Source organism: Amycolatopsis sp. NPDC041971 (genome assembly GCF_055588925.1).
The window spans coordinates 441984-467839 of the sequence record NZ_JBVJCE010000003.1 but is presented as its reverse complement, the minus strand read 5'-3'; the positions used below and the strand labels follow the sequence as shown (position 1 = coordinate 467839).

27 protein-coding genes are annotated in these 25856 nt (G+C 65.8%); 5 read left to right on the top strand and 22 right to left on the bottom strand.

The features are described from left to right. Window positions 1-4 precede the first annotated feature (4 nt). Complete coding sequence (locus tag ACZ6DT_RS10445) at window positions 5-478, top strand: Lrp/AsnC family transcriptional regulator (RefSeq protein WP_465591676.1); 474 nt, start codon at window positions 5-7, stop codon at window positions 476-478. Here ACZ6DT_RS10445 and ACZ6DT_RS10440 read toward each other — a convergent pair. The 12 genes from ACZ6DT_RS10440 to nucS all read right to left on the bottom strand — a co-directional run bounded on the left by ACZ6DT_RS10440 (window position 475) and on the right by nucS (window position 12122). Then, entirely contained in the window at window positions 475-1308 is an 834-nt protein-coding gene (locus tag ACZ6DT_RS10440) for a YwqG family protein (protein WP_465591673.1), read from the bottom strand. The two genes, ACZ6DT_RS10445 and ACZ6DT_RS10440, sit on opposite strands and share 4 nt — an antisense overlap. Before the next feature lie 10 nt (window positions 1309-1318). Continuing rightward, the gene (locus ACZ6DT_RS10435; protein WP_465591671.1) at window positions 1319-1678 is read right to left on the bottom strand and encodes a hypothetical protein; all 360 of its coding nucleotides are present in this window, start codon (window positions 1676-1678) and stop codon (window positions 1319-1321) included. 10 nt (window positions 1679-1688) lie between these two features. Further along, window positions 1689-3464, bottom strand: coding sequence for a 3-hydroxyacyl-CoA dehydrogenase family protein (locus ACZ6DT_RS10430; protein WP_465591668.1), 1776 nt, complete (start codon window positions 3462-3464; stop codon window positions 1689-1691). 285 nt (window positions 3465-3749) lie between these two features. Further along, entirely contained in the window at window positions 3750-4424 is a 675-nt protein-coding gene (gene dhaM / locus ACZ6DT_RS10425) for a dihydroxyacetone kinase phosphoryl donor subunit DhaM (protein ID WP_465591665.1), read from the bottom strand. After that, a complete protein-coding gene (gene dhaL, locus ACZ6DT_RS10420) occupies window positions 4421-5044 on the bottom strand; it encodes a dihydroxyacetone kinase subunit DhaL (protein ID WP_465591662.1) in 624 nt (207 codons plus the stop codon). The genes dhaM and dhaL overlap by 4 nt, the downstream gene beginning before the upstream one ends. Continuing rightward, window positions 5044-6045, bottom strand: coding sequence for a dihydroxyacetone kinase subunit DhaK (gene dhaK / locus ACZ6DT_RS10415; RefSeq protein WP_465591659.1), 1002 nt, complete (start codon window positions 6043-6045; stop codon window positions 5044-5046). The genes dhaL and dhaK overlap by 1 nt, the downstream gene beginning before the upstream one ends. A 68-nt stretch (window positions 6046-6113) precedes the next feature. After that, window positions 6114-7109, bottom strand: coding sequence for a DUF3558 domain-containing protein (locus ACZ6DT_RS10410; RefSeq protein ID WP_465591657.1), 996 nt, complete (start codon window positions 7107-7109; stop codon window positions 6114-6116). 47 nt (window positions 7110-7156) lie between these two features. Beyond that, window positions 7157-7420 carry a hypothetical protein gene (locus ACZ6DT_RS10405; protein WP_465591654.1) on the bottom strand — a complete coding sequence of 88 codons (264 nt, stop codon included), beginning with the start codon at window positions 7418-7420 and terminating at the stop codon, window positions 7157-7159. A 10-nt stretch (window positions 7421-7430) separates the two neighbouring features. Further along, window positions 7431-9128, bottom strand: a complete 1698-nt coding sequence (locus ACZ6DT_RS10400) for a sodium:solute symporter family protein (RefSeq protein ID WP_465591652.1) — start codon at window positions 9126-9128, stop codon at window positions 7431-7433. 247 nt (window positions 9129-9375) lie between these two features. After that, complete coding sequence (locus ACZ6DT_RS10395; protein ID WP_465591649.1) at window positions 9376-10152, bottom strand: hypothetical protein; 777 nt, start codon at window positions 10150-10152, stop codon at window positions 9376-9378. 16 nt (window positions 10153-10168) lie between these two features. After that, on the bottom strand, window positions 10169-11158 hold the full coding sequence (locus tag ACZ6DT_RS10390) for a patatin-like phospholipase family protein (RefSeq protein ID WP_465591646.1): 990 nt from the start codon (window positions 11156-11158) through the stop codon (window positions 10169-10171). 304 nt (window positions 11159-11462) lie between these two features. Continuing rightward, the gene (gene nucS / locus ACZ6DT_RS10385; RefSeq protein WP_465591643.1) at window positions 11463-12122 is read right to left on the bottom strand and encodes an endonuclease NucS; all 660 of its coding nucleotides are present in this window, start codon (window positions 12120-12122) and stop codon (window positions 11463-11465) included. 37 nt (window positions 12123-12159) lie between these two features. Here nucS and ACZ6DT_RS10380 point away from each other — a divergent pair, with 37 nt between their 5' ends. Continuing rightward, the gene (locus tag ACZ6DT_RS10380) at window positions 12160-12702 is read left to right on the top strand and encodes an NUDIX domain-containing protein (RefSeq protein WP_465591640.1); all 543 of its coding nucleotides are present in this window, start codon (window positions 12160-12162) and stop codon (window positions 12700-12702) included. Between the two features lie 2 nt (window positions 12703-12704). On the opposite strand, the gene ACZ6DT_RS10375 is transcribed toward ACZ6DT_RS10380, so the two are convergent. Together ACZ6DT_RS10375 and ACZ6DT_RS10370 are read right to left on the bottom strand one after the other, a co-directional pair. Next, on the bottom strand, window positions 12705-13478 hold the full coding sequence (locus ACZ6DT_RS10375) for an enoyl-CoA hydratase-related protein (protein WP_465591637.1): 774 nt from the start codon (window positions 13476-13478) through the stop codon (window positions 12705-12707). Next, a complete protein-coding gene (locus tag ACZ6DT_RS10370; protein ID WP_465591634.1) occupies window positions 13451-14437 on the bottom strand; it encodes a GlxA family transcriptional regulator in 987 nt (328 codons plus the stop codon). Before ACZ6DT_RS10370 ends, ACZ6DT_RS10375 begins: the two co-directional genes overlap by 28 nt. A 71-nt stretch (window positions 14438-14508) precedes the next feature. Here ACZ6DT_RS10370 and ACZ6DT_RS10365 point away from each other — a divergent pair, with 71 nt between their 5' ends. Together ACZ6DT_RS10365 and ACZ6DT_RS10360 are read left to right on the top strand one after the other, a co-directional pair. Then, the gene (locus ACZ6DT_RS10365; protein ID WP_465591631.1) at window positions 14509-15069 is read left to right on the top strand and encodes a cysteine hydrolase family protein; all 561 of its coding nucleotides are present in this window, start codon (window positions 14509-14511) and stop codon (window positions 15067-15069) included. 190 nt (window positions 15070-15259) lie between these two features. Continuing rightward, window positions 15260-16135 carry a hypothetical protein gene (locus ACZ6DT_RS10360; RefSeq protein ID WP_465591629.1) on the top strand — a complete coding sequence of 292 codons (876 nt, stop codon included), beginning with the start codon at window positions 15260-15262 and terminating at the stop codon, window positions 16133-16135. Window positions 16136-16667: 532 nt separating this feature from the next. Here ACZ6DT_RS10360 and ACZ6DT_RS10355 read toward each other — a convergent pair. Both ACZ6DT_RS10355 and ACZ6DT_RS10350 read right to left on the bottom strand, forming a co-directional pair. Next, a complete protein-coding gene (locus tag ACZ6DT_RS10355) occupies window positions 16668-17537 on the bottom strand; it encodes a hypothetical protein (protein WP_465591626.1) in 870 nt (289 codons plus the stop codon). Then, window positions 17530-18903, bottom strand: a complete 1374-nt coding sequence (locus ACZ6DT_RS10350; protein WP_465591623.1) for an AAA family ATPase — start codon at window positions 18901-18903, stop codon at window positions 17530-17532. The genes ACZ6DT_RS10355 and ACZ6DT_RS10350 overlap by 8 nt, the downstream gene beginning before the upstream one ends. A 547-nt stretch (window positions 18904-19450) precedes the next feature. Here ACZ6DT_RS10350 and ACZ6DT_RS10345 point away from each other — a divergent pair. Next, the gene (locus ACZ6DT_RS10345) at window positions 19451-19585 is read left to right on the top strand and encodes a hypothetical protein (RefSeq protein ID WP_465591620.1); all 135 of its coding nucleotides are present in this window, start codon (window positions 19451-19453) and stop codon (window positions 19583-19585) included. A gap of 291 nt (window positions 19586-19876) precedes the next feature. On the opposite strand, the gene ehuA is transcribed toward ACZ6DT_RS10345, so the two are convergent. The 6 genes from ehuA to ACZ6DT_RS10315 form a co-directional block, all read right to left on the bottom strand. Then, the gene (gene ehuA, locus ACZ6DT_RS10340) at window positions 19877-20641 is read right to left on the bottom strand and encodes an ectoine/hydroxyectoine ABC transporter ATP-binding protein EhuA (protein ID WP_465591867.1); all 765 of its coding nucleotides are present in this window, start codon (window positions 20639-20641) and stop codon (window positions 19877-19879) included. A 7-nt stretch (window positions 20642-20648) separates the two neighbouring features. After that, window positions 20649-21305 carry an ectoine/hydroxyectoine ABC transporter permease subunit EhuD gene (gene ehuD / locus ACZ6DT_RS10335; RefSeq protein WP_465591617.1) on the bottom strand — a complete coding sequence of 219 codons (657 nt, stop codon included), beginning with the start codon at window positions 21303-21305 and terminating at the stop codon, window positions 20649-20651. Next, complete coding sequence (ehuC, locus tag ACZ6DT_RS10330) at window positions 21305-22000, bottom strand: ectoine/hydroxyectoine ABC transporter permease subunit EhuC (RefSeq protein ID WP_465591614.1); 696 nt, start codon at window positions 21998-22000, stop codon at window positions 21305-21307. Before ehuC ends, ehuD begins: the two co-directional genes overlap by 1 nt. Window positions 22001-22013: 13 nt before the next feature. Further along, window positions 22014-22907: an ectoine/hydroxyectoine ABC transporter substrate-binding protein EhuB gene (ehuB, locus tag ACZ6DT_RS10325; RefSeq protein ID WP_465591611.1), complete on the bottom strand. Its 894-nt coding sequence runs from the start codon at window positions 22905-22907 to the stop codon at window positions 22014-22016. A gap of 117 nt (window positions 22908-23024) precedes the next feature. After that, window positions 23025-25046 carry a protein meaA gene (locus ACZ6DT_RS10320; protein WP_465591609.1) on the bottom strand — a complete coding sequence of 674 codons (2022 nt, stop codon included), beginning with the start codon at window positions 25044-25046 and terminating at the stop codon, window positions 23025-23027. 81 nt (window positions 25047-25127) lie between these two features. After that, entirely contained in the window at window positions 25128-25694 is a 567-nt protein-coding gene (locus ACZ6DT_RS10315) for a hypothetical protein (protein WP_465591606.1), read from the bottom strand. Between the last annotated feature and the right edge of the window lie 162 nt (window positions 25695-25856).

The following is a 25856-nucleotide window of genomic DNA, read 5'->3' as shown; positions in this document are numbered from 1 at the left end:
GCCGATGTCGGATTCTGTCGAACTGAACACGGTTGATCTTCGAATTCTGCGGCTTCTCCAGAATGACGCCCGGATCTCGAACAAGGATCTGGCCGCCGAAGTCGGCATCGCGCCCTCGACCTGTCTCGACCGCGTCAACCGGCTGCGGGAACTCGGGGTGATCACCGGCCAGCGGGCGGAGGTGGACGCCGCCAAACTCGGCCGCCCGCTCGAAGCGCTCCTGTTCGTCCAGGTCCGCCCGCACCGGCGGGCGCTGGTCGACTCGTTCGTCGAGCATCTGCTGTCGCTGCCCGAGGTCCGCGCCGTCTACCACCTGACCGGCCCGGACGACTTCCTCGCGCATGTCGCCACCGCCTCGGCGACCGAGCTGCAACGGCTGGTGCTCGACGAACTGACCGCCCGCGACGAAGTCGCCAGGGTACACACCAACCTGGTCTTCCAGCACTGGAGCGGGGGACCTTTGCTACCGCCGGTCTAATCGATCCGGACCTTGAAGGGATGCGTGACGTCGGTGGGGCAGGTGAAGACGTTCAACACCCCCTGACGACTGAACGACCAGCCCGCCGGCTCGCCTTCGCCTGCTTCGCATCCGCAGCCGACCTCGTGCTCCTCCGTGGCCAGCGCGATCGTCTGGCGCAGTTCGGCACCGCACTCCCGGCAGCCCAGGTCGTACCGATCGGTCGCGTCCCAAGCGGTCCAGCCGCCGATCTTCGAATAGTGGCCCAGCTCGGGCCAGCCCTCCGGCTCGTCGCCCGAGCCCTCGGGGATGCCGAGCGCGGTGCGGGTCTCCGCCGGGAAGTCGCAGAGCCGGGGCAGCTCGTCGATCGAGCACGGTTCGAAAACGCAGGGTTCCGGCAGGTAGGCGGCTTCGGCGTCCTCGGGGCCGGGCGGCGGGTCCGCGATGTCCCGCACCTCGCCTGAATCACGCCAGATCAGCCGCACCGCGGGCCCCTGGTGATACGGGCTGTCGTGCTCCATCGGGCAGAACAGCATCTGCAGGACGTCGGTGCCCTCCGGGAAGGGCAGCTCCGGGAAGTCGTCCCGGAAGAACTGCGCCGCGCCGACCATCCCCGGGACCGGCTCGTCGAGCGGATGCCCGGCCGCCCACGCGTCGTCGGACGCGTCCGGGTCTGGCGGCCAGGTCACCGGGCACTCCGGCCACGGCTCGTCGGACGGCCAGAGCAGCGGGCCGCCGAAGTGGCTTTCGTCCGGACCGGGCACTCCGGGAGCGGGGTGCAGCCGGATGGCCGTCCGGACCAGGTCGTTCAGGCCGGGGATGGGCATCCCGTCGTATGTGAGCTGACGCACTCACGCGAGCTTAGAGGTCCGGCAGCGGATCTTCAGGTTTTGCCCGCAAGATCTCGGCGTCGGCCGCGCGTACCACCGCGACATATTCGTCGTCGATCTCGTAGTCGATGCCGTTGAACTTGAACCACGGGGTGGTCGCCGTCTCGACCGGCCCGATCCGGTGGTTGCGCAGCGTCGTCGAGATGACGTGTTTCGGCGCCTTCCCGCTCCACCGGCCGGTGGTCAGGATCGTGATCGTCTTGCGGGTCACCGCGAAGAACACGCTGGGAGTGAAGCTGCCGACGATGTCGGCTGGGAACACGTAGTGGATCTCGTCGTCCGGATCGAGGAGTTCCTTGATCCGTTTCCTGACCCCCGAGGAAACCGGCATGCCACCGAAGCTACCGGGCCGAGTAGTCCTTGAACCCCTTTCCGGTCTTCCGGCCCAGCCGCCCGGCGGTCACGAGGTGCTCCAGCAGCGGCGCGGGCGCGAAGCCCTCTTCACGGAACTCGTTGAACAGGGTCCGCTGAATCGCCAGCGAAACGTCCAGCCCGACGACGTCGAGCAGTTCGAACGGGCCCATCGGCAGTCCGCAGCCCACCTTCATCGCGGTGTCGATGTCGTCGGCCTCCGCGTAGTGCGCCTCGAGCATCTTCACCGCGTCGTTGAGGTACGGGAACAGCAGCGCGTTGACGATGAACCCGGCCCGGTCGCCGCAGTGCACGGGGTGTTTGCCGACCGCCGCGCAGACGGCGTCGACGGTCGCGATCACGTCGGGCGCGGTGGCGATGGTCGAGACGACCTCGACGAGTTTCATCACCGGCGCCGGGTTGAAGAAGTGCACGCCGACCACGTCCGAAGGCCGCGAGGTGGCGGCCGCGCATTCGATGACCGGCAACGAGGACGTGGTCGTCGCCAGCACCGCACCCGGCTTCACGACGTCGTCGAGCGCGGCGAAAACGGCCTGCTTGACGGCGAGGTCCTCGGCCACCGCCTCGATGACGAGGTCCACGTCGGCCAGTTCCTCGAAGTCCACCGCGGGCGAGATCCGGCCGAGCGCGGCGGCGGCGTCCTCTTCGGACAGTTTGCCCTTGACGACGGCCTTGTCCAGCGACTTCTTCACCCGCGCGACGGACGCCGCGGCCTTCTCCGCGCTGCGCGCCCGAAGGATGACCTCGTAGCCGCGTTTCGCGAAGACCTCGACGATGCCGGTCGCCATGGTCCCGGTGCCGACGACACCGACCTTGCGTACCTCCCGCGACGACGCGGTGTCCACAGTGGACTTCGTAACCGCGTCGGTCACCGTCGGCGAATCGGGCTCGTCGTAGGTGTAGAAACCCTGCCCCGTCTTCCGGCCGAGCAGTCCGGCGGTGATCATCTGCTTCAGCAGCGGCGCCGGCGCGTGCAACCGGTTGCGGGACTGGTGGTACATCGTGTCGAGGATCTCGTACGCGGTGTCCAGCCCGATGAGGTCGAGCAACGCCAAGGGCCCCATGGGATACCCGCAGCCGAACCGCATCGCCGCGTCGAGATCCTCACGCGTGGCGTAGCGCTGCTCGTACATCCGCACCGCGTGGTTGAGATACCCGAACAGCAGGGCGTTCGCGATGAACCCGGCGCGGTCCCCGATCACCACCGGGGTCTTGCCGAGGCGTTCGGCGAACGCCACGACGTCGGTGATCACGTCGGGTTCCGTGACGACCGTGCGGACGATCTCGACCAGCTTGAGGATCGGCGCCGGATTGAAGAAGTGCATCCCGACGACCTTGCCCGGCCGCGCGGTGTGCACCCCGATCTCGGTGATCGACAGCGACGAGGTGTTCGAGACGAAGATCGTGTCCGGGCCGGTGATCTTGTCCAGCTGCGCGAACACGTCGAATTTCGCTTCGAGGCTCTCCGGGATCGCCTCGATCACCAGGTCCACATCGGACAGTTCGGTCAGCGACGTGGTGTACCGGATCCGGCCGAGCAGCGCGTCGCGTCCGCCGGCGTCGAGTTTGCCACCGGACACCGCCCGTTCGGTCGAATGTTCCAGATGACCACGGCCCCGGCTCACGCCGTCGTCGTCGATCTCCACCGCGACGACGGACACGCCGCTCCGCGCGAGCACCTCGGCGATCCCGGCACCCATGGTGCCGAGACCGATGACTCCCACACTCGAGATTTCCCGCGCCACAACCGGCCTCCGGAGGTTACTCGCTGGTAGTTTCTCCGATCGTGCCACGCCGGGGCGCGGAAAGCAGCGGCTGTCACCCTCCGAATCGAGTAAGTGTCACTCGCGGACGACGTCTGACGGGGACTTTCCCCTGCATGTGACGCAGAAGGGCTCCTCACGCGAGGGATCAAGGGACCTTTGCTATCGCCTCCGCCCGGGCCGAAGTACATGAAGGCCCCCTTCACGGCGCTAGACGCAAGGAAGGGGGCCTTCACGTACTTGAGGCCGCCGAGAAGGGTCCTCAGCTCACTCGCCGAAGTTCTGATCGACGAGGTCCTTGACCTTGGTGAGCGCTTCTTCGGCCTGCGTCCCCTTCGCGCGGACCTCGATCCGGTCACCCTGGCGGGCGCCGAGCGCCATCAGCGCGAGCACGCTGTTGGCGTCCGCCGTCTCGTCGCCGAGCCGTACGGTGACCTCCGCGTCCAGGCCGGCGATGCTCCGGACCAGGACCGCGGCGGGCCGTGCGTGCAGCCCGACCTCGTTCCGCAGCGTGATTTCGACACTGCTCTCGCCGTCCTGCGCACCTTCGTAGAACGTCAGGTCCGGCGGAGCGCCCGCCGAAGCGGCGGCCGCGACGACGGCGTCGCGATCCGCCCCGCCCTGTGCCGCGACGGCGGCGGCGATCGCGCCCTCGACCAGCGGCGCGTCCACGACGATCGCGGCCGACGGGTCGGCGAGTGATTCGACGGCCAGTTCCGCGGTCATCTGCGCGCTGCCCAGGTCGTACAGCAGGACGACGCCCGCACCCGCGTCGGCGCGCTGCGTCGCGGCGACGACCTCGTCGTAATCCGTTCCGATCCCGCCGCCTGCCAGGCCCCCCGCCGCCGCGATGGTGACGTCCGGCGCCATCTGCGCGGCGAGGTCCGCCAGCCCTTCGGCGAGCTTGGCGCTGTGGGAGACGAGTACGATTCCGACGCTCACTTGGCGGCCTCCGCGAACGCGCGCAGCAGCAACGCCGTCGAACGGGCACCAGGGTCCATATGTCCCTTGGCCCGTTCGCCGAGGTACGACGCCCGGCCCTTGCGCGGTACGAGGTCCACAGTGGACTCGGCGCCCTTGTCCGCGGCGTCGGCGGCCGCGGCCAGGATCACCGCGACGTCGGAGCCGGAGGCTTCCTCGGCGGCGGCGACGGCGGGGATCAGGGCGTCGACCATGGTCGCGTCTCCCCCGACGGCCTTGCCGCGCGCCTGCACTCCTTCGAGGGCCGCGCGCAGGGCCTCGACGAGCAGCGGTCCGTCCACTTCGGCCGCGTCGCCCAGTTTGACCGACGCGCGCAGGAAAGCCGTGCCGTACAACGGGCCCGCCGCACCGCCGACCTTCGAGATCAACGTCGTGGCGGCCAGTTTCGCGACCGCTGAGGGGGTCTCGGGAGTCGCGGTGTCCAAAGCGGACACGATGGCGGTGAACCCGCGATCCATGTTCTCACCGTGGTCGGCGTCGCCGATCGCGCGGTCGAGGTCGACCAGTTCGGCGCGATGCTCGGCGATCACCGCGGCCGCCGCCCGCAAGGCGGCGGCGAGCGTCTCGGCGGTGCAGGCCATCAGACTCCCCACCTCAGTGCCGGGGTGTTCACCGGCGCGTCCCACAACTCGGTCAGCTCGTCGTCCAGTTTCAGCAACGTCAGGCTCATCCCCTGCATCTCCAGGCTGGTGATGTACGGCCCCACCAGGCGCCGCTCGACCACGATCCCACGCTCGGCCAACAACCGCTCGGCGATCCCGTGAGCGAGGTACAGCTCGACCAGCGGGGTTCCACCCATCGAGTTCGTGAACAGCAGGACCTTGTCGCCCTCGCCGAAGGGCAGGTCCGTGACCACCGCGTCGACCATGCGCGCGACGAGTTCGTCGGCGGACAGGGCCGGTGTCCTTTCGATGCCGGGTTCGCCGTGGATGCCGATGCCGAACTCGATCTCGTCGTCGGCGAGGTCGAAACTCGGCTCGCCCGCGTGCGGCACCGTCGGCGCGGTGAGCGCGACGCCGATCGACCGGACCTGGCCGATCACCTTGCGCGCCAAGGTCTCCACCGCGTCGAGCCGGTCGCCTCGTTCGGCGGCGGCGCCGGTGATCTTCTCCAGCAGTACCGTGCCGCCGACCCCGCGACGGCCGGCGGTGTAGGTGGAGTCCTTGACCGCGACGTCGTCGTCGATGACCACGCTGCGCACGTCCAGCCCCTCGGCGGCGGCGAGTTCCGCGGCGGTCTCGAAGTTGAGCACGTCGCCGGTGTAGTTCTTCACGATGAGCAGCGCACCCGCGTCTCCGGTGGTGGCCTTGACCGCGGCTTCCACGGCGTCCGGGGTCGGCGAGGTGAACACCGCGCCGGGAACGGCGGCGGAGAGCATGCCCTGTCCGACGAAGCCCCCGTGCAGCGGTTCGTGCCCGGAGCCGCCGCCGGAGATCACCGCGACCTTGCCCGCCAGTGGCGCGTCCACGCGCACCACGATCGCCGGGTCGTCCGCCACGCGCAGGACGTCCGCGTGCGCCGCGGCGAGTCCGCGCAAGGATTCCGCGACCACCGTCTTCGGGTCGTTGATGATCTTCTTCAAAGCGGCCTCCGACACGTCGGTGGGTGAGGTGTCCCCTTCCTACCTCGCCCGGCCGGATGCCGCCAGCGTCAGGGCTTCGGCAGCTTGGAGATCACCGATTTGGCGATCTTCGCCGCCTTCCCGCAGGACGCCGCTTCGTCCTTCTTCTCGTCGTAGTGCTTGTACATCACACTGACGATCTCGACGTACTCGCCGGCCCACGGCTTGTGCTGCCACTCGACCTTGCACTCGGCGGAGCTGCTGCTGCCGACCTTCTGGTAGGCGGTGACGCCGTCGATGTCGATCTGCTTGCTCTCATCGCGTACCTCCGGCGGACGACCGGGGCGGAAGCCGATCGAGATCCGCGGATTGGAGCCCGGGGTCCAGTCACAGGCGTGGAAGCTCGTCAGCATGGTGGCGCCATGCGGTACGACTTCACCGAGGACGCCCGTGTCCGCGGCGGTGCACGGGTCGACGGCGGTCAGCGTGCCCGCGTCGGCGGGGAACTTCGCCGGCGACGCGTGCAAGGCCTTCGCGGCCTTCGCGGCCACCGCGCGGGCAGTCCCGCACGGGTCGCCGCCGTCGTAGGTGACCGAGAAGCCCACCCCGCGCTCAGGCTTGCGCAACGTCATGATGCCGACATCGCAGCTCTTGCCGTCCTTGCTCTTCCGCTCGACCTGCGGCAGGCCCTCGACCACCGAAACGGTCACACCACTGGTCGAGACGTACGTCGACGCGCCGATGTCGACGGAGACCGTGAGCTTCTTGCCTCCGGCGTCGACGACCTTCGTCCGGCAGCCGCCGAACGAGATGGTCGACGGCTGCGGATCCTCGGGCGTGCCGAGGCCGCTCAGCACGTCCTTGCCCACCAGCGGGCACGGATCGATCGTGCGCATCACCGCGGGAGTGACCGCCGGGTCGTTGATGTCCCCGTCGGGCACCGAACCGGAGCCGGCTTCGGCGGCGACGGTGGTGCGGGCGAAGTTGGACTTGCCGAGGTTCTGACCGCAGGCCGACACCGCGCCGAGTGCGGCGACCAGGGCCAGCACGGACACGATCCGGCGACGTCGAGGGGTGAGCGACACGAGGTGCACGGTAGCCGGACCGCCTCGCGGCTGTCCGGACAACCCGGCTATTCGCCGCCCTCGACGTCGGTGCTGGGCGGCACCACGATGGGCCGCAGCTTCGCCCACAGCAGGAACAACGCCGCGAACACCAGCATGCCGATGCCCGCCCACAGGTTGATGTTGACGTCGGCGGCCTTGGCCAGCTCCTTCTCGGTGGTGAACCACAGGCCCATGATCGTGAGCACCAGCCCGTAGCCGCCGATGAGCAGGGCGATGATCAGCCGGATGTCGAACACGCCGGCCTTCTTGGGAGCTTGCGACGCAGCCATCTCCGGCCTCCTAGAAGACGATGTTGAGCACGATGGTCAGGATCAGCACGATGCCCGCGAGCAGGCCCGGCTTGCGGTACCAGCCCGCGTCGTCGCCGGTTTCGTCGTGCTTCAGCGACTCCTTCGGGGTGAGGGAGTACACGAGGCCGACCAGCTGGGCCTCCGGCTTCGGCGCGGTGGCGAGCGAGACCCCGACGCTGACCGCGATGTCGACGACGAACGCCGTACCGGCGGCCACGAAGCTGATGCCCTGCCCGGTGAGCCCGAGGATCCCGGCCTGCGACAGCAGCCAGACGGTGATCGCGGAGGCGGTTCCGGACACGAGGCCGACCCAGCCCGCGGTCGGTGTCATCCGCTTCCAGAACATGCCGAGGATGAAGGTGGCGAACAGCGGCGCGTTGAAGAAGGAGAACAGGTCCTGCAGGTAGGTCAGGATGTTCCCGGAGTTCGACGCGATGAACGCGGTGCCGATCGCGAGCACGGTGCCGACCGCGGTGACCAGGCGGCCGAGCCGGAGATAGTAGCCGTCCGACTCGTTCTTCTTCACGTACGACTGCCAGATGTCGTAGGTGAAGACCGTGTTGAACGAGCTCAGGTTCGCGGCCATCCCGGCCATGAACGAGGCGAGCAGACCGGCGAGCGCGACCCCGAGCATGCCGTTCGGCAGCAGGTCGCGCATCAGCAGCAGGATGGCGTTGTTCGCGGTGACCCCGCTGGGCGCGTCGCCGCCGTCGAGCAGGACCTGCTTGTCCTGGACGTACTCGGAAACGGTGACCGCGGCGATCATGCCGGGGATGATCACGATGAACGGGATCAGCATCTTCGGGAAGGCGCCGATGATCGGCGTCCGCCGCGCGGCGGACATGCTCTTCGACGCCATCGCGCGCTGGACCTCGACGAAGTTCGTGGTCCAGTAGCCGAAGGACAGCACGAAACCGAGACCGAAGACGAGACCGAGGACCGAAAGGAAGCTGTTGCCGAAGCCGGTGAGGTTGTCACCCGGCCACGAATGCAGCTGCGCTTCGCCGCCGGGGCTCGCGGTGACCTTGTCGACCAGGCCCTGCCAGCCGCCGACCTTCACCAGGCCGACGATGGTCAGCGGCAGCAGCGCCGCGACGATCACGAAGAACTGGAGGACCTCGTTGTAGATCGCGGCGGAGAGGCCGCCCAGCGCGGTGTAGGAGAGCACGACCGCGGCCGCGACGATGATCGACACCCACAGCGGCCAGCCGAGCAGGAGGTTCACCACGCTGGCGAGCAGGAACAGGTTCGCGCCGGCGATGAGGATCTGCGCGCTCGCGAAACTGATGCCGTTGACCAGGTGGGCGGGTTTGCCGAACCGGCGGAGCATGAACTCCGGGACACTGCGGACCTTCGAGCCGTAGTAGAACGGCATCATCACGATGCCGAGGAACAGCATCGCCGGGATCGCGCCGATCCAGAAGTAGTGGACCGTCGGCAGGCCGTAGAGCACGCCGTTGGCCGACATGCCCATGATCTCGACCGCGCCGAGGTTCGCCGAAATGAAGGCGAGACCGGTGACCCAGGCGGGCAGCGAGCGGCCGGAGAGGAAGAAGTCGAGGCTGCTCGAGACCGACCTTCTCGCCATGTACCCGATGCCGAGCACCAGCGCGAAATAGAAGGCGAGCAGGACGTAGTCGATCGGACTTGCGTCGAGCCGCAGGTTCGCATCGGCCAGCACGTGCAACCGACCCACCTCCATTGATGAATACGTTCACGAGAAACGCCGGTATCGCGTCAATCGCGGACCATACTGCATGGATTCAGCACCGGCAGTGCGGGTGGGTGAGGACCGCCCCGAAGTGTCTGAAATGGGGCTGTCGCTGACAATTCTTGTCCGGTTCGGAGGTCCGGGCGAACAGCGGAACCCACAGCCGGAAAAGGGCCGCTCCGGCTTTCGCCCGGAACGGCCCTTTCCCGTGACCGGTGGGGGTTTACCGGTCCGTGGGCAGGCCGACTTCGCCGTCCTCCCTGATCAACCGATCGAGGACGTCGTCCGGCAGGTACGTGCGGTGCGGGTAGCCCGAGCCCCACGAGTTGAGGAACGGCACGGCGCCCAGTTCGTCGGCGCGCGGGTTGCCCAGCACCTCGTGCACCTCGTCGACCGTCTTCGCCCAGCGGTAGGCATGGATGCCGTTCTTGGCGTCGGGCGTGTAGGCGGCCCGCTTGACGTGATCGTCGTCGGCGTAGGTCTCCGACCACGGGACATGCCCCAGTTCGAGCAGGACCTCGGCGGCGGCACGGCACGACGTGCCGTTGTTGTCACCGGGGTTGGTCTCGCCCCATTCGTCACGCAGCTTCGACTGGTCCCACAGCCACCGCGCGGCGTACAGATCGCCGTTGAACAACGTCATGCACCGCGACCAGCCGAAGCCGACGCAGGCGCCTTCCTTGCCTTGGTCGTAGAACGTGTACTGGGTGTCGCCGTCGGTCGACTCACCGGGTTCGAGGCAGACGCAGTGCCCGCCGCGGATCCTGGTGAGCGTTTTGGCGCCGCCCTTCGCGACGAAGAACTCGCCGGATTTCTCGTCCTTTTCGGGGACGTCGAATTCCTTGTACCAGTTGACACCGATGACGACCGGAGACCGGGTGGGCCGGTCCTCGGTGGCGAGCGCGGTCAACGGATAGCGCTCGATGTGACGCCAGTCGTCCGGGACGAACCGGCCGAGGCGGCCGTCCGCCGGGTCACTGCCGATCGGGCGATAACGCATGGGATCCTCCTATCCCTCATCCCACCGGAATACCGCCGGCGAGTTCATTGCGGCACGATCTTTTCCAGAAACCGCCGCGCGGCCTCTCGCCGCTTTCGAAGAGGCGCTTCTTCTCCTCTTCGCCGAGCCTGAAGTCCACGGCGGAAATCCCGGTCGTGTCGACGTACACCGTCCGCCGGTTCACACCTTCCTCGTGCAACCGGTAACGATTCCAGTCCGACAGCAGGGTTTCGAGCGAACCGATGGCGATCCGCAACGCACTCTTCACCGGTTCGTCCTTGCCGCCCACGGGCTCCCCGGAGAGCTTCACACCCCAGGTCGGCCACCGCGGCTTCTTCGTGTCGGTCCGGTCGAAGACGGTGATGGGAAAGTTCGACAGCAGTCCGCCGTCGACCCAGGCGACCGTGCCCTCGGGGCGGAAGTCGAACTGGACCGGCCGGAAATAGAGCGGGATCGACATCGACGCGCGGACGGCGTCGACGATCTTCTCCGTGCCGGGGTCGCGGCCGTACTGGGAATAATCCCAAGGCAACCGGACGAGGACGCGGCGGGTCAGGTCGCTGACGTGGACGACCAGGGAATACCGCTGATACGGAAGCAAAGTACCTTCGGGATCTTCGATGGCGAGATCGGCGAAAGTGCGCACACCGGTCTCTTCCAGCAACGGCGTGAGCCATTCGACGAGAAAGTCACCGGAGTGCATCCCGTCGTGCAGGAGCAGATCGACCCCGTCGCCGATCGGACCGGTGACCTTGTCGAGCAGGGACTGATCCTGGAAACGGCGGCAGTCCATGTCGTTCATCACCGCTTCCAGACCACCGAGATCCTTCCCGGCCTTCTGATAAGCGGCGACCAGCGCCGCGACGATCGCCCCGGCGCTCGTCCCGGCGATCCGCGGAAACGAATACCCGGCTTCGTGCAACTCCAGCACCGCGCCCAGCAGCCCGATGCCTTTCACGCCGCCGCCTTCGAGTACGAGATCGACGTTTTTCCGAGAATCTTTCATGGCCCGTCACCCTTGCACCCGCGACCACCGGATGTCGGTGGTACCCCTCGCGGAAATCGAGTGTGACACAGCGCGAGACGGAGCAATCCGCCGTTCACCCGAATGGCACGAAAACAGCTGGTTCTTTTGCGAGAGAACCCGAGTTCGTTAATTTCCCGCCGCCCTTTAGGGCATTCTGTGGCGCGGGAAAGAATGCAGATACAAAACCGAGGACTCGATTCGGTATCGGCTGTTCACCGCGGCCTCCCCCGCCCGCCACGGTGCTCGGGTGGCGGTTTCGCGTGAAGGGAACCTGGCTCGGGGCTCAGAAGAGGCGGAACTCGTCCGACTCGATGCCGCGCAAAGCGTCGTAGTCCAGCGTGAGGCACCGGATACCCCGGTCCTCGGCCAGCACCCGCGCCTGCGGCTTGATGATCTGCGCCGCGAAGACGCCCTGCACCGGCGCCAGCAGCGGGTCGCGGTTGAGCAGTTCGAGGTACCGCGTCAGCTGCTCGACGCCGTCGATCTCGCCGCGCCGCTTGATCTCGACGGCGACGCTGGCACCGTCGGCGTCGCGGGCCATGATGTCGACCGGGCCGATCGCGGTCGGGAATTCCCGTCGCACCAAGGTGTAGCCGTCGCCGAGGGTTTTGATGTGCTCGGCGAGCAGTTCCTGCAGGTGCGCCTCGACGCCGTCTTTCCGCAGTCCCGGTTCCGCGCCGAGTTCCTGGGCGTGGTCGTGGAAGATCTCGTCGATGGTGATGACGAGCTTCTCTCCGTGCTTGTTCTCGACGATCCACAGCTTGCCGTCCTCGATCAGCCAGCACGGCGGGCTCATCCAGTTCAGCGGCTTGTAGGCGCGGTCGTCCGAGTGCACGGACACCGAGCCGTCGGCCTTCACGAGCAGCAGCCGGGTGGCCATCGGCAGATGGGCGGTCAGACGGCCGGCGTAGTCGACCTGGCAGCGAGCGATCACAAGGCGCACCACGCGAGGGTAGGACAAGCATCGCGATACTGTGCGCATGGACCCCGTTCAGCGTGTCAGCTCGCGTGAGGTGTACCGGAACAACTGGATGACCGTGCGCGAGGACGCCGTCCGGCGGCTCGATGGATCCGAGGGGATCTACGCCGTCGTCGACAAACCCGTCTGCGCCGTGATCATCCCCTTCGACGGCGCCCGATTCCACCTGGTCGAACAGTTCCGCTATCCGATCGGGCTGCGGCGCTGGGAGTTCCCCATGGGCACCGCGCCGGACCGGGCCGACGTCCCGCCGCTCGAACTCGCCGCCCGCGAGCTGCGGGAGAAGACCGGGCTGATCGCGGGATCGATGATCGATCTCGGCGTGACCGACGTCGCCCCCGGGATATCGAGCCAGCGCGGGCGCGTGTTCCTGGCCACGGATCTCACGCAGGGTGAAGCCCAGCGTGAAGTGGAGGAGCAGGACATGCGGACGGCGTGGTTCGAGCTCGACGAGTTCGAGAAGATGATCGCCGCGGGTGACATCACCGACGCGCAGACGCTGGCCGCCTACACGCTGCTGCTCATGCGCGAACGCGCGCTCTGAACTCAGTCAGGCCACACCGGGGAACGCTTCTCCAAGAAGGCCGCCATTCCCTCACGCGCTCCGGGCAGCTGCGACGCCGAGGCCATCACCTCGAGCGCCAGCGCGTAGGCGTCGGCTTCGGGCCGGTCCAGCTGCGCGTAGAGGGTCTGCTTGCCCATCGCCTTGCTCGCCCGGCTCCCCCGCGTCGCGCGCCCGAGCAGTGAGGCGACGGCTTCGTCCAGCGAATCGTCCGGGACCACGCGGTTCACCAGACCCCAGTCCAGCGCGGTCGCGGCGTCGACGACGTCACCGGTGAGCGCAAGTTCCATCAGCCGTTTCCGTCCGATCGCACGCGCCACCGGCACCGCGGGGGTGTGGCAGAACCAGCCGCCCTTGCCGCCGGGCAGGGCGAATCCGGCGGATTCGGCGGCGACGGCGAGGTCGCACGAGGCCACCAGCTGGCAGCCCGCCGCGGTCGCGAGCCCGTGCACCCGCGCGACGACGACCTGCGGCACCGACTGCATCGCGCCCATCAGGTCGGTGCACAGGCGCAGCAGCTCACGCACGCCCATCAGGTCGCGCGCGGCGACGTCGCCGAAGTCGTGTCCCGCCGAGAACACCGGCCCGGCGCCCGCCAGGACGATCCCGGTGGCGTCGGTCTCCCCGGCTTCACGGAACGCCGCGAGCAGCTCGGCGAGGTGGTCCGCCGACAGTGAGTTGCGCCGCGCGGCGCGGTTCATGGTGATCGTGACGGTGTCACCGTCCCGCTTCACGAGGATGTGCTCGTACTCGGCCATGCTTCGACGGTAACCGACCGGAACGTCCGGCGATACGAATCGGGACCGACGCCGACGTCGGCCCGCAGCCGTCGTCGCAGGTTGGCGGCGGTGCCGAGGCCGGAACGCCGCGCGACCCGCTCGACCGGGAGCTCGGTGGTCTCCAGCAGCCGCCGCGCGAGCCGCACCCGTTGCGCGCGCAGCCACCGCCCCGGCGTCACCCCGGTGGCCGCCGCGAACTCGCGGTGGAAGGTCCGCTCGCTCAGCCCGGCGTGACCGACGAGGTCGTCGACGCCGATGTCGTCGGCGATCCGCGTCAACGCCCAGTCCATTGTGGACGACACACTCGGCCGTGACGGCTTGGGCGGCAACGGGTTGTCGACGTACTGCCGCTGACCGCCTTCCCGCGCGGGCGGCATCACGAGGCGGCGGGCGAGGGCGGCGGCGATCTCGGCGCCGTGATCGCGGCGCACCAGGTGCAGGCAAAGGTCCAGCCCGCCGACCACACCGGCGGACGTCAGCACGTCACCCTCGTCGGTGAAGAGGACGTCCCGCTGGACGACGGCGTCGCGAGCGGCCGCTTCGAGGTCGTCCAGCAGCCGCCAGTGCGTGGTGACGGACCGGCCGTCGAGCAGCCCGGCCGCGGCGAGGGTGAACGCCCCGGAACACAGCGACGCCAAGGTGATCCCCGCCCGGTGCGCCTTCCGCAGCGCGGCGACGGCGGCCGCGGGCACCTCGGCGTGCGGATCGACCCGGCCGGGTACGAGGACGAGATCGCAGCCCGCCAGCCCGCTCAGCCCATGGGTCGCCTCGATCTGGCCGAACGGGTGAACGGCGATCCGGCCGCGGCCGGCCGCGCAGAGCCGGACCTCGAAGGGGCCGATGCCGCTGTCGGTCCGGTCCACGTTCCAGACCTCGCCGATCACGCCCAGATCGAAGGACCGGCTGCCCGGCAGGAGGAGCACACCCACGGTTCTCATGGCAGAAAAGTACCGCATCGCGCTTCTTCTGCCACTCCCTCTTGATGACGAGGCGCGGGAAACTCGAAGCCATGACCACTGAGAACAAGGCTCTGCTCGTGATCGACGTCCAGCGCGGCTTCGACCAGCCCGTCTGGGGCCCGCGCAACAACCCCGGCGCGGAGGCCAACATCAAGGCGCTCGTCGACGCCTACCAGGAGCGCGGACTGCCGATCGTGCTGGTGCACCACGATTCCGTGAAACCCGGTTCGTCGCTGCGGCCCGGGCAGGAGGGCAACCACTTCAAGCCCGAACTCGACGGCGTGCGCGCGGACCTGGTGTTCGGCAAGAAGGTCAACTCGGCCTTCCACGGCGACGTCGATCTCGACGGCTGGTTCAAGACGCGCGGCATCACTTCGTTCGTGCTCGCCGGTATCCAGACGAACTTCTGCTGCGAGACCACCGCGCGCGTCGGCGGGAACCTCGGCTACGACGTGACTTTCGCGCTCGACGCCACTTTCACCTTCGACCTCGCCGGGCCGGACGGCGGCGTCCTGACCGCCGACGAACTCGCCAAGGCGACCGCGACGAACCTGCACGGCGGCGGGTTCGCCACGGTCACCTCGACGAAGGAGATCCTCGGAAGCCTTTGAGCCCCCGGACCAAGGGGGTCACCGTGGTCGTGAGTGGCGATTCGGGTTCTGCACCGACTGGGACAACTAACTACAGTCGGCAGAGCGTCTACCAGCGAGGATACGGCTATGAGCGCATCGGCACCTCGGAAGCGTCGGAGGTTCAAGAAGCAGACCAGTGAACGGCCGCCCGTCGTCCCCGTTCGATCCTATGGACGACGCGGCGGTCTGCTACTCGCGTGAGTCGCACTACGCGGATGAGAGCACGTCCAACGTGGTCCAGCGCGACACCACGCACCGGTGGACGTCTGCCTATGGGATTCTGGTGGTGGCGACCGTTGGGCTCGGGAAGTACGCGGCCGGTATCCGCGCGACCGACCTACGGATCAACCGAGACCGGCGAACCTGCGTAGCGGTAGGCATTACGGACGAGACGTTCGAGTTGGTGCGGACGTTCTATGTGCCGTTCGAGGACGGTGCTGACGACGTGTCACCGATCATTTCCCGCGCCATGGCGTTGATCGAGGAAGTAGGCCACGCCATTGAGACCAGCGCGCGGCCGGAACTCGACGCGGCACCCGTCGTCGCCGATCCTCTGGCTGATGTGGGCACGGTGATGAACGGCGAACGTCGCGTTCGGACACTGGTCATCCTGACACGGCTGGCACGGCACCACCCGGACGAGTACGAGGGATGGACGTTCCGGGACCCCACGGCCGCACTCACCGACTCCGGGATCACCCCGGTCAAGTCGGACGGAGTGAAGGTCATCCGCGTCGAAGACGTCGCCGCAGCACTCACCGACCGCGCCCAAGAAGACAGGGAGCCGGACAGGGACACGGCAGGGACACAGGGAGAACTCCCTACCGCGTCCCTGGAGCAAAATCACGGCGTTGACCAGGGAAAACCCGGCTCAGGGGCCCAGGGACCCGCCGACCGGACACCCCGGAATCGGGGCGAAACCCGGGTGTTCCTGGGACCCGGGGAGGTCCCTCCCTCACCGCCCGCAGCACGGAAGACGGGAGGTGACCGCCCTTGCCTGACCGTGTCCGCTCGACCCGACCAACGACCGAAGACAACCGCCTGAAAGGCAGCGACCATGCCCACGACCACCACGACGAACCCGAGGACAGCCAAGACTGCGGGGGCGGCCCGCAGGACGGAGACCAGCCGGATACCGACTCACCCTGGAACACCGGACAGAGCACCGCCGCACGGGGCTCTCAGCGGGGCGTAGGTGGCTCCGCGTCGTCGATGGCGGCATCGGGCCCGAGCTCGGGCGCGTGACGCTCAAGACCACATCAGAGGGCGCGGCGCGGGTAATGGTCGAGGGCTCCGACTTCGCGGAGTTGGCCGAGAGGATCAACGTGGTGTACGACGTCCTGACCAGTTCCCGCAAGGCGGTGACCAGCGCCGATAGGTGGTGTCCTGGCTAGTTCGGGCGCATCCTGAGTAGATGGGCGGAGGACCAGGATCGTTCTTTGATCGGATGGCAGAAACAGGTGAACGCGCCGCCGCTCGTGAGCGGCGGCGCGCTGCCATCAAACGGGGCGTCCGGGTAGTGGTTGTTCTGCTGACGACAAAGCGGCCCCTGCTATATGGCCCAGAGCTAGCAACAATCATTCGGAATCGGGGCGACCGTCGGGCTGGCTCATGCTCCGACGAGCATGGGCCAGCTTAAGCTTTTCCAGTAAGGTGGCTAACCAGTGAGATCGTGCTAGCGCAAGTCCTCCACTGCTCCTCAATAGCGCAACTAAAACATCTTCCTTGCACACGGCCTCAGGTTGGTTGCCAAATAACTTCCTTAAGGCTGTTCCGGCAAAGACAATTACATCTTTTCCTCTGTGGCCTAGTTCTTGGTTAAAGCTAGCTTCTGCTAGACGTTCAAGTTCCTGTGATTTCAGGTTCGAGCGGGATAACTGGATGAGAGCCGAGCAATAGTTGGGAATCTTTAATATTAGCGTATTTTTATCGATCTTCGACCCTAGGTCTACCTGGTCGAACGCTAAACCCAAGCCTCTCTTGACGTTTTCGTTGCGAAGAGTGCTCACGGGATCGACTTGCGAATTGATGAATTCAACTACTTTTTGGGCGCCGCCAAAATTTGAGATCTTCACGGTGGACCCAAGATGTTCCATGACTTGATCAAGGACTCCGAGGAAGATCAGCATCGACTCCAGGTCGCGCTGCTCGTATGGGTGATGAACATCGATTATATCGTCAACGTTGCCGAGGGGGTCAAAGTCGTTGTCCGTTACACATACGAAGCTATCAATCCCCCAGTTTTTCAAGCTTCGGGCAGCCTTGATAACGTTATTCTTGCCGTCGACGGGAAAAATTTTAACGGCATCAAGGTGCTGCTTAAGTATCAACTCATCCTCGGGGCCTTCGACGATCAAAATTGGAAGGTCGCTAACCTGACAATGCTGGCGAATTCTGTCTGCCGGTCTATCGAAGTCGCGGATAGAAGGCTGAGTCATATCAGTCAAGGACGTCCTCTGCCTCTAGGTCCGAATCGGCCTCCGTAGAATTCTCTGTTGTCAAATCGGGAAAGGTCAACTCTTCAGTGAGGTCCCAGCGGCCGTTGATGATTCCGGATGAGTGAGTGGCCAGAATAACCTGGAGGTTGGCAAGGTTTGCCACTCGTGTGATGTCTTCCAAAAAGTCATGCTTCCATGCAGCATGCATCGAAATCTCAGGTTCGTCGATCAGGACTATTGCACCTAGATGTGCGGTAAATAGAAGATGCGTGAAGAGTGCGATTAGATGCTGTTCGCCAGACGATAAGCTGGAAACCCTAATGCGGCGCTTTGATGACGTGATAAACTGTAGTATGCCGCGTTCGTTCATTGATGTTGCTTTTCCGGACGGCTTGAGCTTTGCGTCGATAATGTCGCGCAGGGTTTGAATCTTCTCGTTCAGTGGCCAAAGGGGCTGAAGGCGTTTCTCCCAGTCGTCAAGAAAAACTTTCAAAATCCGACGTACCGTCGGCGTCGTTTCGTTTGGGAACTCAAGTGGTGCTTCGCCGACTGCGAGCCCATTTCTCGCGAGTTCCTCGTACTTTTCTACGATTTCATCGTATCTTTTGTGAAGTGAAGCCTCTTTGACTGTGGCTTTAGCGGCCGCAAGCGCGCGTGCAGCGAAGCTTAGGTCGGCGCTTTGAGTTGCTCGGATAGAGCTTCTGCGAGCTTCCGCTACCTGGATACGTATTTCGTCGATGTAATTTACAATGCTTGATGAGCCCACAGTTAGGTCGCCTGGACGAAAAGTTTCGCGATCAACCTGAGGGGAGCGAGCGACTATTGCGTCAAGCCTCTTCGTGTCAATCATGATCGGCTGAGCTGAGCTAATCAGATTCACATAGTCGCTATAGGCGGGCTTCTTGCTCAACTCTTCAATTTTACGTCGATAATTAGCTCTGTAGCGTTTTTCAACAAGGTCGTTACTGATTATTCGATCGCTTCGCGAGTCATGCCAGTTTCCAGATGGCCTTCTGGTTAGCCAGCGAGGTATCTCGTCCTCGGAATCTGAAATTATCGAGGCGTCGACATGGAATGACTTGGCGCGATTAACGGTTTTGATAGAAAATTCTAATTGTTGACCCTTGTCTGGATCTTGAGAACGCTTCACGGAAAGCTGATCGCCTGAATGGAATTTAATAGTCAAACGTTCGAAAGGTGAGCGCAGAAGGCTCGCGAAATCCTGACTCAATGCGGCACGAATGAGTAGGAGGAGATGTGTCTTACCCGCTCCGTTCGGCGCCGTGATGATTGTTGGGTCGTGCTCTCGAACATCTACTGCATGCTTCATGAAGCCGAACAAGCCCTCGACTGCTACATGCTTGAGCTTCTGCACGGCGCTCCTGTCTGTCAGCATCGTCGGTCCGATCGATAACACGATAAGGCACGCGGACGCCGTTGGCAGACGCTCGGCGCGCTAACCCTCGGACTGGTCATGGTGACGGCCAGTTCGGTCAGGCCGGCGGTGCACGCGGCCGAGAAAACCCGCCAGAAACAAGAGGAACTGAACCAAGCCCCATGCGGAAGCGGCAGGCTGGCCGATCAGGCCAACGGGCGGCCGACGAACGGCCGCAACGGGGACGACTGCCCCCTCTGACTTCTGTTTCCATTTCAGCCCGCAAGCAGGGCAAGGGCATCTGGCGATCGGCTACCGACCATGCTGAGGACGTTCACCAGACATGGGCCGGACATGGCGATAGCCCCTGCCTCACTGCTAAAACGAGGGCTACCTAGCTAGTGCATACCTCACGTCCAGGGGTCAAAACAAACGGGGGCTGTCGCAACGTTCGCGACAGCCCCCCGCCCTGGATACTCGGTACGGCGGACCGGAACCACACGAATCCGGGCTAATCGAACAGGCCCGTGATATCTATCGTTCCACTTTGATCGCTGATTCGGCCGCCGCCACACTGGAGAGCCTGAAGAGCGGTGACATGAAGCGCGCGGCGATGTTCGGCGCGCTGCTGGACATGACGATCGAGGACAACGACAAGGCCGCCGAGAGCGCGCAGGAGTAGCCGCATCCCACGTTCACGCCGCCGTTAAAGTCACTGCCCGATTCCACCAGGTCGGGAACATGTGGAATCCAAGGTGAGTAGCAGGTCGCCTCCATGAGCTGTGTTGATCCACCTGCGGTAGGCATGAGTGCCAGAGTCGAGCCGCCCGCCCTTGACACGACCGGGGGGCTCCTCGCGCGGGTGGCCCCTACAGGACGAGCGCAGTACAGGGTTGTTGGTTGACTCAGGCGGTGGCTAACCCGAATCGCCACTCACGACCACCTGGACCGGCGCCTTCCCGCAGCTCTCCCCTCAGGCCCGGTCGATGACCGCCTTGAGGAACCGCCGCGTCCGGTCGTGCTCCGGATCGTTGAACAGCTTGTCCGGGGTGGCGTCCTCCAGCACCTGCCCCTGGTCGAACATCATCACCCGATCCGAGACGTCCCGCGCGAACTGCATTTCGTGCGTGACACAGAGGATCGTGATCTCGGTGGACGCCGCGATCTCACGCAGCACGCGCAGGACGTCGGCGACCAGTTCCGGGTCGAGCGCCGAGGTCACCTCGTCCAGCAGCAGCACGTCCGGCCGCATCGCGAGCGCGCGGGCGATCGCGACGCGCTGCTGCTGGCCACCGGAAAGCCGGCTGGGGTGCTCGTCCTTCTTGTCGGTGAGCCCCACCATTTCCAGCAGTTCGACGGCCCGTGCCTCGGCCTCGTCCCTGGCGACGCCGAGCGAGTGGATCGGCGCTTCGGTGATGTTGCGCAGCACGTTCATGTTGGGGAACAGGTTGAACTGCTGGAACACCATGCCGATCCGCTTGCGCGCCTCCCGCAGGTACTTCTCGTCCGCGGGCACCAGCTTTTCGCCGCGCCTCATGTGGCTCAGATAGTCACCGCAGACCTCGATGGTGCCGCCGTCGACCTTTTCCAGGGTCATCAGCAGCCGCAGGATCGTCGTCTTGCCGGACCCGCTCGGCCCGATCAGCGAAACGAATTCCCCCGGCGCGACGGTGAAATCGAGGTCCCGCAGCACGACGTGGTCACCGTAGGACTTGACCACCTGCGAGAACCGGATCATCGGGGAATCAACTGTGGGCGGCACGTCGCTCCAACCTTCTCACCAGAATCGAAGCCGGCAGGCTCACCAGCAGGAACAGCACCCCGGCCAGGGTGTACGGCTCGATGACACGGAAAGTTTCGGCGCCGACCTCTTTCGCCCGGTTGAGCACGTCGAGGACACCGATCCCCAGCAGCAGCGGGGTTTCCTTGAACATCGAGATCGTGTAGTTGCCCAACGCGGGCAACACCCGAGGAACCGCTTGCGGCAGGACGACCGCCGTCCACACCCGCCGGCGTGGCAGGTTCAGCGCGGTCGCGGCCTCCCACTGTCCTTTCGGGACGGCTTCGATCCCGGCCCGGTACACCTCGGCCGCGTAGGTCGCGTAATGAACGCCGAGCGCCACGACACCGGTGACGAACGCCGACATCGTGAAACCCGTCAGCGGCGGCACCAGGTAGTAGATCGCGAACACCTGGATCAGTAACGGCGTGCTGCGGACGAACTCGACGAACAGCGTGACCGCTTGCGACAGCACGGGAATCCCCGTGCGGCGGATCAGCGCGAACACCAGCCCGAGGGCGTACGCGACCACCGAGGCGAGCAGGGTGATCTCGACCGTGACGAGAAGACCCTCCAGCAGCAGAGGAATCGAATCGAAGGCCGCTTCCCAGCTCCAGTCCATCAGACACCCCCCGCCGCGGCCGTCATCTTCGCCGGCGCCCTGCCGAGGCGCCGCGCCGCGACCCGCTCCAGCGCCCGCATCCCACTGGTGATCAGCAGGGCGATGAGCAGGTAGAGCACGAGTTCGGTGCCGTAGATCCAGCCGATCTCGGAACCGAACACCGGCCGGAGCAGTTCACCTTGCCGCGCCATCTCCGGAACGGCGATGAACGAGAGCAGCGCGGTGCTCTTCAGCAGCTGGATGAACAGGTTGTTGAACGGCGGCAGCATTTCCGCGAACGCCTGCGGCAGGATCACCCGCCGCATCCGCTGGGCGGGTGTCAAATTGAGCGCGATGGCACCTTCGAACTGTGCCCGCGGAACCGAATTCACCGCACCGCGCACGATCTCGGCGCCGTACGCGCCGTGATTCAGCCCGAGCACGAGGATCCCGGCGAACATCGGGACCAGTTGAAAGCCCACCAGCACGGGCAGGACGAAATACAGCCAGAACAGCTGGACGACTTCCGAGGTCCCGCGGAAGATCTCGACGTAGACGCGGGAAATTCCGCGCACGAACCGGGATGGCGATCTGAGCGCGAGCCCCGCGACCAGGGAGAGCACCACGGTGAGCGCGATCCCGCCGATCGCGGCGGTGACGGTCGCGGTCAGTCCACTGAGGACGGACGTGATGATGTGCGATACCGACGACGACATGACGTCAGCCCCGTTACACCGCGCAGAGTTTCTCGGTGGTGACGTCGGGTTTCGGCAGGTTGGCCGCCGTGAACCCGAACGGCGTCACGATCTTGGTCCATTCACCGCTGTCCTGCAGCTTCTTGAGTTCGGCGTTGAACGCCTCGCGCAGAGGGTTGTCGTCCTTGCGGAAGACGAAGGCGCCGGCGGAAACGACCGGCTTGCCGTCCTTGATCGGATCGAAGCCGGGCGTGACTTCCGCTGCCGCGCCAGGGCTCTTGCTCAGCACGTCCTTGAGGGAGATGTCGGTGAGCGCGGCGCAGTAGACCCGGCCGTCGGTGACCGCGCGGAGCATGTTGTCCTGCGAATCGAGGGTGACGATCTGGTCCTCGGCGACACCGGAATCGGTGGCGTACCCCTTCTCCACGGCCGCCGACAGCACGGCGACCTTGAGCTTCTTGGCCGCGATGTCCTCGAACTTGAGCACCTGCTGCGGATTCCCCTTGGGTACCAGCAAAGCGGTCAGCGCCGAATAGTCGGGGATCGAGAAGGCCGCCGCGTCGCACCGCTCCTTCTTGATGTTCATCCCGGCCGCGACGACGTCGTACTTCCTGGCGTTGAGCCCGGGGATCAGCTGATCGAAGGAGACCGCTTCGGCTTCCACGTTGTCGATACCCATGGCCTTGAAGACGGCTCGCGCGACTTCGGGCGCCTCCCCGGTGACCTTGCCGCTCTGATCCGTGAAACCGTAGGGCGCTTCGTTCGCGATACCGATCTTGATCTTCTTGGAGCTTTTCGCCGCCTCCAAGGCGTTCCCCGAGGACGTCGTCGTACACGCGGACAACAGCACCGGGCCGCCGATCGTCACCGCTCCCAGAACAGCCGACCGCCGGAAGAATTCTCGCCTCGACCACTCGCCGTGCGCCATCACCGCACCCCTTTTCGATTAATCAGTTTGATCAAAACGTAGGGGGGTACCTTTGCACGGGCAATGTGAGTGAGCCACCCACCGGCCGCCGTTATCCGACCGCAATCGACGGTGACGTTAAGTGCTCAGACCGTGGCGCTCCCGCACCAATCCGACAATTCCGTCCATGATGTCGGTGAGTTCGTAGTCCTTCGGCGTGAACACCCTCGCGATTCCCCGCTCCAACAGGAGCTTCTCGTCATCGGGCGGGATGATGCCGCCGACGATGACCGGGATGTCGCCCGCGCCCGCGGCTCGCAAGCCGTCCACCACCTGCGGCACGACCTCGAGATGCGAACCCGAGAGCACCGAAAGCCCGACCACGTGCACGCCCTCCTGGACGGCGGCCGCGACGATCTGTTCCGGCGTGAGCCGGATGCCCTGGTACACCACCTCGAAACCGACGTCACGCGCCCGGACGGCCACCTGCTCGGCGCCGTTCGAGTGCCCGTCGAGGCCGGGTTTGCCGACCAGGATCCGCAGCCGCTCGCCGATCTCGGTGTTCGTCGCCTTGACCCTGTCACGGACGCGGCGGAGTTCCTCGTTGCCCTCACCCACGGCCGCCGACGCGGAAACCCCGGTGGGAGCGCGGTATTCACCGAACACCTCGCGCAGCGCACCGGACCATTCACCCGTGGTGACGCCGGCGCGGGCGCACTCGATCGTCGCCTCGAACAGGTTTTCCGACGTCTTCGCGACGGTCTTCAGCTTCTCCAGCGCCGACTCGGCGGCCGCGCTGTCGCGGTGCGTTCGCCATTCCTCGATCGCCGTGACGGCCTGCTTCTCGACGGCGGGGTCGATCGTTTCGATCGCCTTGGCGCCCTCGGCTTGCAACGGGGAGGGCTCCGTGGTCTCGAATTTGTTGACCCCGACCAGGATCCGCTCGCCGTTCTCCATCCCGCGCCGGTACTCCGCGAGCGAGCCGACGAGTTGCGACTTCATGTAACCGCTCTCGACGGCCGCGACCGCGCCGCCGATCTCCTGCACCCGCGCGATCTCCTCACGCGCGCCCGCCATGATCTCGTCGACCTTGGCCTGGATGACGTGCGAGCCGTCGAAGATGTCCTCGTACTCCAGCAGGTCGGTCTCGAACGCGAGCACCTGCTGCATCCGCAGCGCCCACTGCTGATCCCACGGCCGGGGCAGGCCGAGCGCCTCGTTCCACGCGGGCAACTGGATCGCGCGGGCCCTGGCACCACGCGAAAGCGACACCGCGAGCATCTCCAGCACGATGCGCTGGACGTTGTTCTCCGGCTGCGCCTCGGTCAATCCCAGCGAGTTGACCTGCACGCCGTAACGCAGCCGCCGCGCCTTGGGATCCGTGACGCCGTAACGATCCCGGGTGATCTCGTCCCAGAGCGCGGTGAACGCGCGCATCTTCGACATCTCTTCGACGAACCGCACACCGGCGTTGACGAAGAACGAGATCCGCGCGACCACCTTCGCCATGTCGGCCTGCTCGACCTGCCCGGAATCCCGGACCGCGTCGAGGACGGCGATGGCGGTGCACAACGCGTACGCGACCTCTTGCGTCGGCGTCGCGCCGGCCTCCTGCAGGTGATAACTGCAGATGTTGATGGGGTTCCACTTCGGCACGTGGTGCACGGTCCACGCGATCATGTCGGTGATCAGGCGGAGACTCGGGCCCGGCGGGAAGATGTAGGTGCCGCGGGAAAGGTATTCCTTGATGATGTCGTTCTGCGTCGTGCCGGTGAGCTTGGCGAGCACCTCGTCCACGTCGCGTCCTTCGGCCTCGGCCTGCTCACGCGCCACGGAGACGTAGAGCGCCAGCAGCCACATGGCGGGCGCGTTGATCGTCATCGACGTGTTCGCCTCGGCGAGCGGAATCCCGTCGAACAGGCGCCGCATGTCGCCGATATGCGAGACCGGGACGCCGACCTTGCCGACCTCACCCTTGGACAGCTGGTGATCCGGGTCGTAGCCGGTCTGCGTCGGCAGATCGAAGGCGACCGAAAGACCGGTCTGCCCCTTCGCCAGGTTGCGGCGATACAGCTCGTTCGACGCGGCCGCGGACGAGTGGCCCGCGTAGGTCCGCATCACCCAGGGGCGGTCCCGTTCACGATCCGTGGGATAGGGCACGGTATACCTCCGGCGCTGGACGACCGTCTGAGTGTACCGGCCGGTAACATCGGCCGCGCAGTTGAATCGGACACAGTCGGGTCATTCTCCGGCGGCTGAATCGGGGCGCTGTCGTGCCTCGTCCACGGCTTTCGCGAGCTTTTCCCGCACCTTCGCCACATCGCTGACACCCACAAGGATGACCGTCGGCTCGCGGTCCTTCCCGGTGCCCGCACCGAAGTTCGCCGACGCCCACGCCAGCACGCCGAGCCTGCCGAAGGTGATCGTCCCGGTCTTGCCGGGCCCCGGGGTGACGACGGGATCCGCCAGTCCTGACAGCTCCTTGGACTTCTCCCTGCGGCGGATCAGCGAACTGGTCTCGATGACCCGGCCGTCCGTCACGGCGTAGGTGGTCGAAGCGAGCCGCAGGTAGCGGATCAGCGGCCTGCCGACGAAATGGAACACACCCGCGACGGTGAGCACGGCCCATGCGGCCACTTGGAACGCCGTTTCGTGGTTGCCGGCGAAGAAGAGCGTCACGCCGCCGAGCCAGAGCAGGCCGACAGGGACGTTGAAGTAGTCGCCGGGATTGAAGAGGGGCCTGCGCACCGGCTGCCCGGCCCAGACGACCCGTTCGCCTGGTAGGAGGTCGATCTGCCCCTCATGCATGCCACGGCACCCTACCCGTCCGCGAGGCGGGCGAGGAGTGTCCGTTCGTCGGTGAAGTCTCGGGCCGAACGGTCGAGTTGGTCGTGAGTGGCGATTCGGGTTCTAACCCGAATCGCCACTCACGACCCACCCGACCCAAGGCGGCCCGCTGTTGTGCTGGGT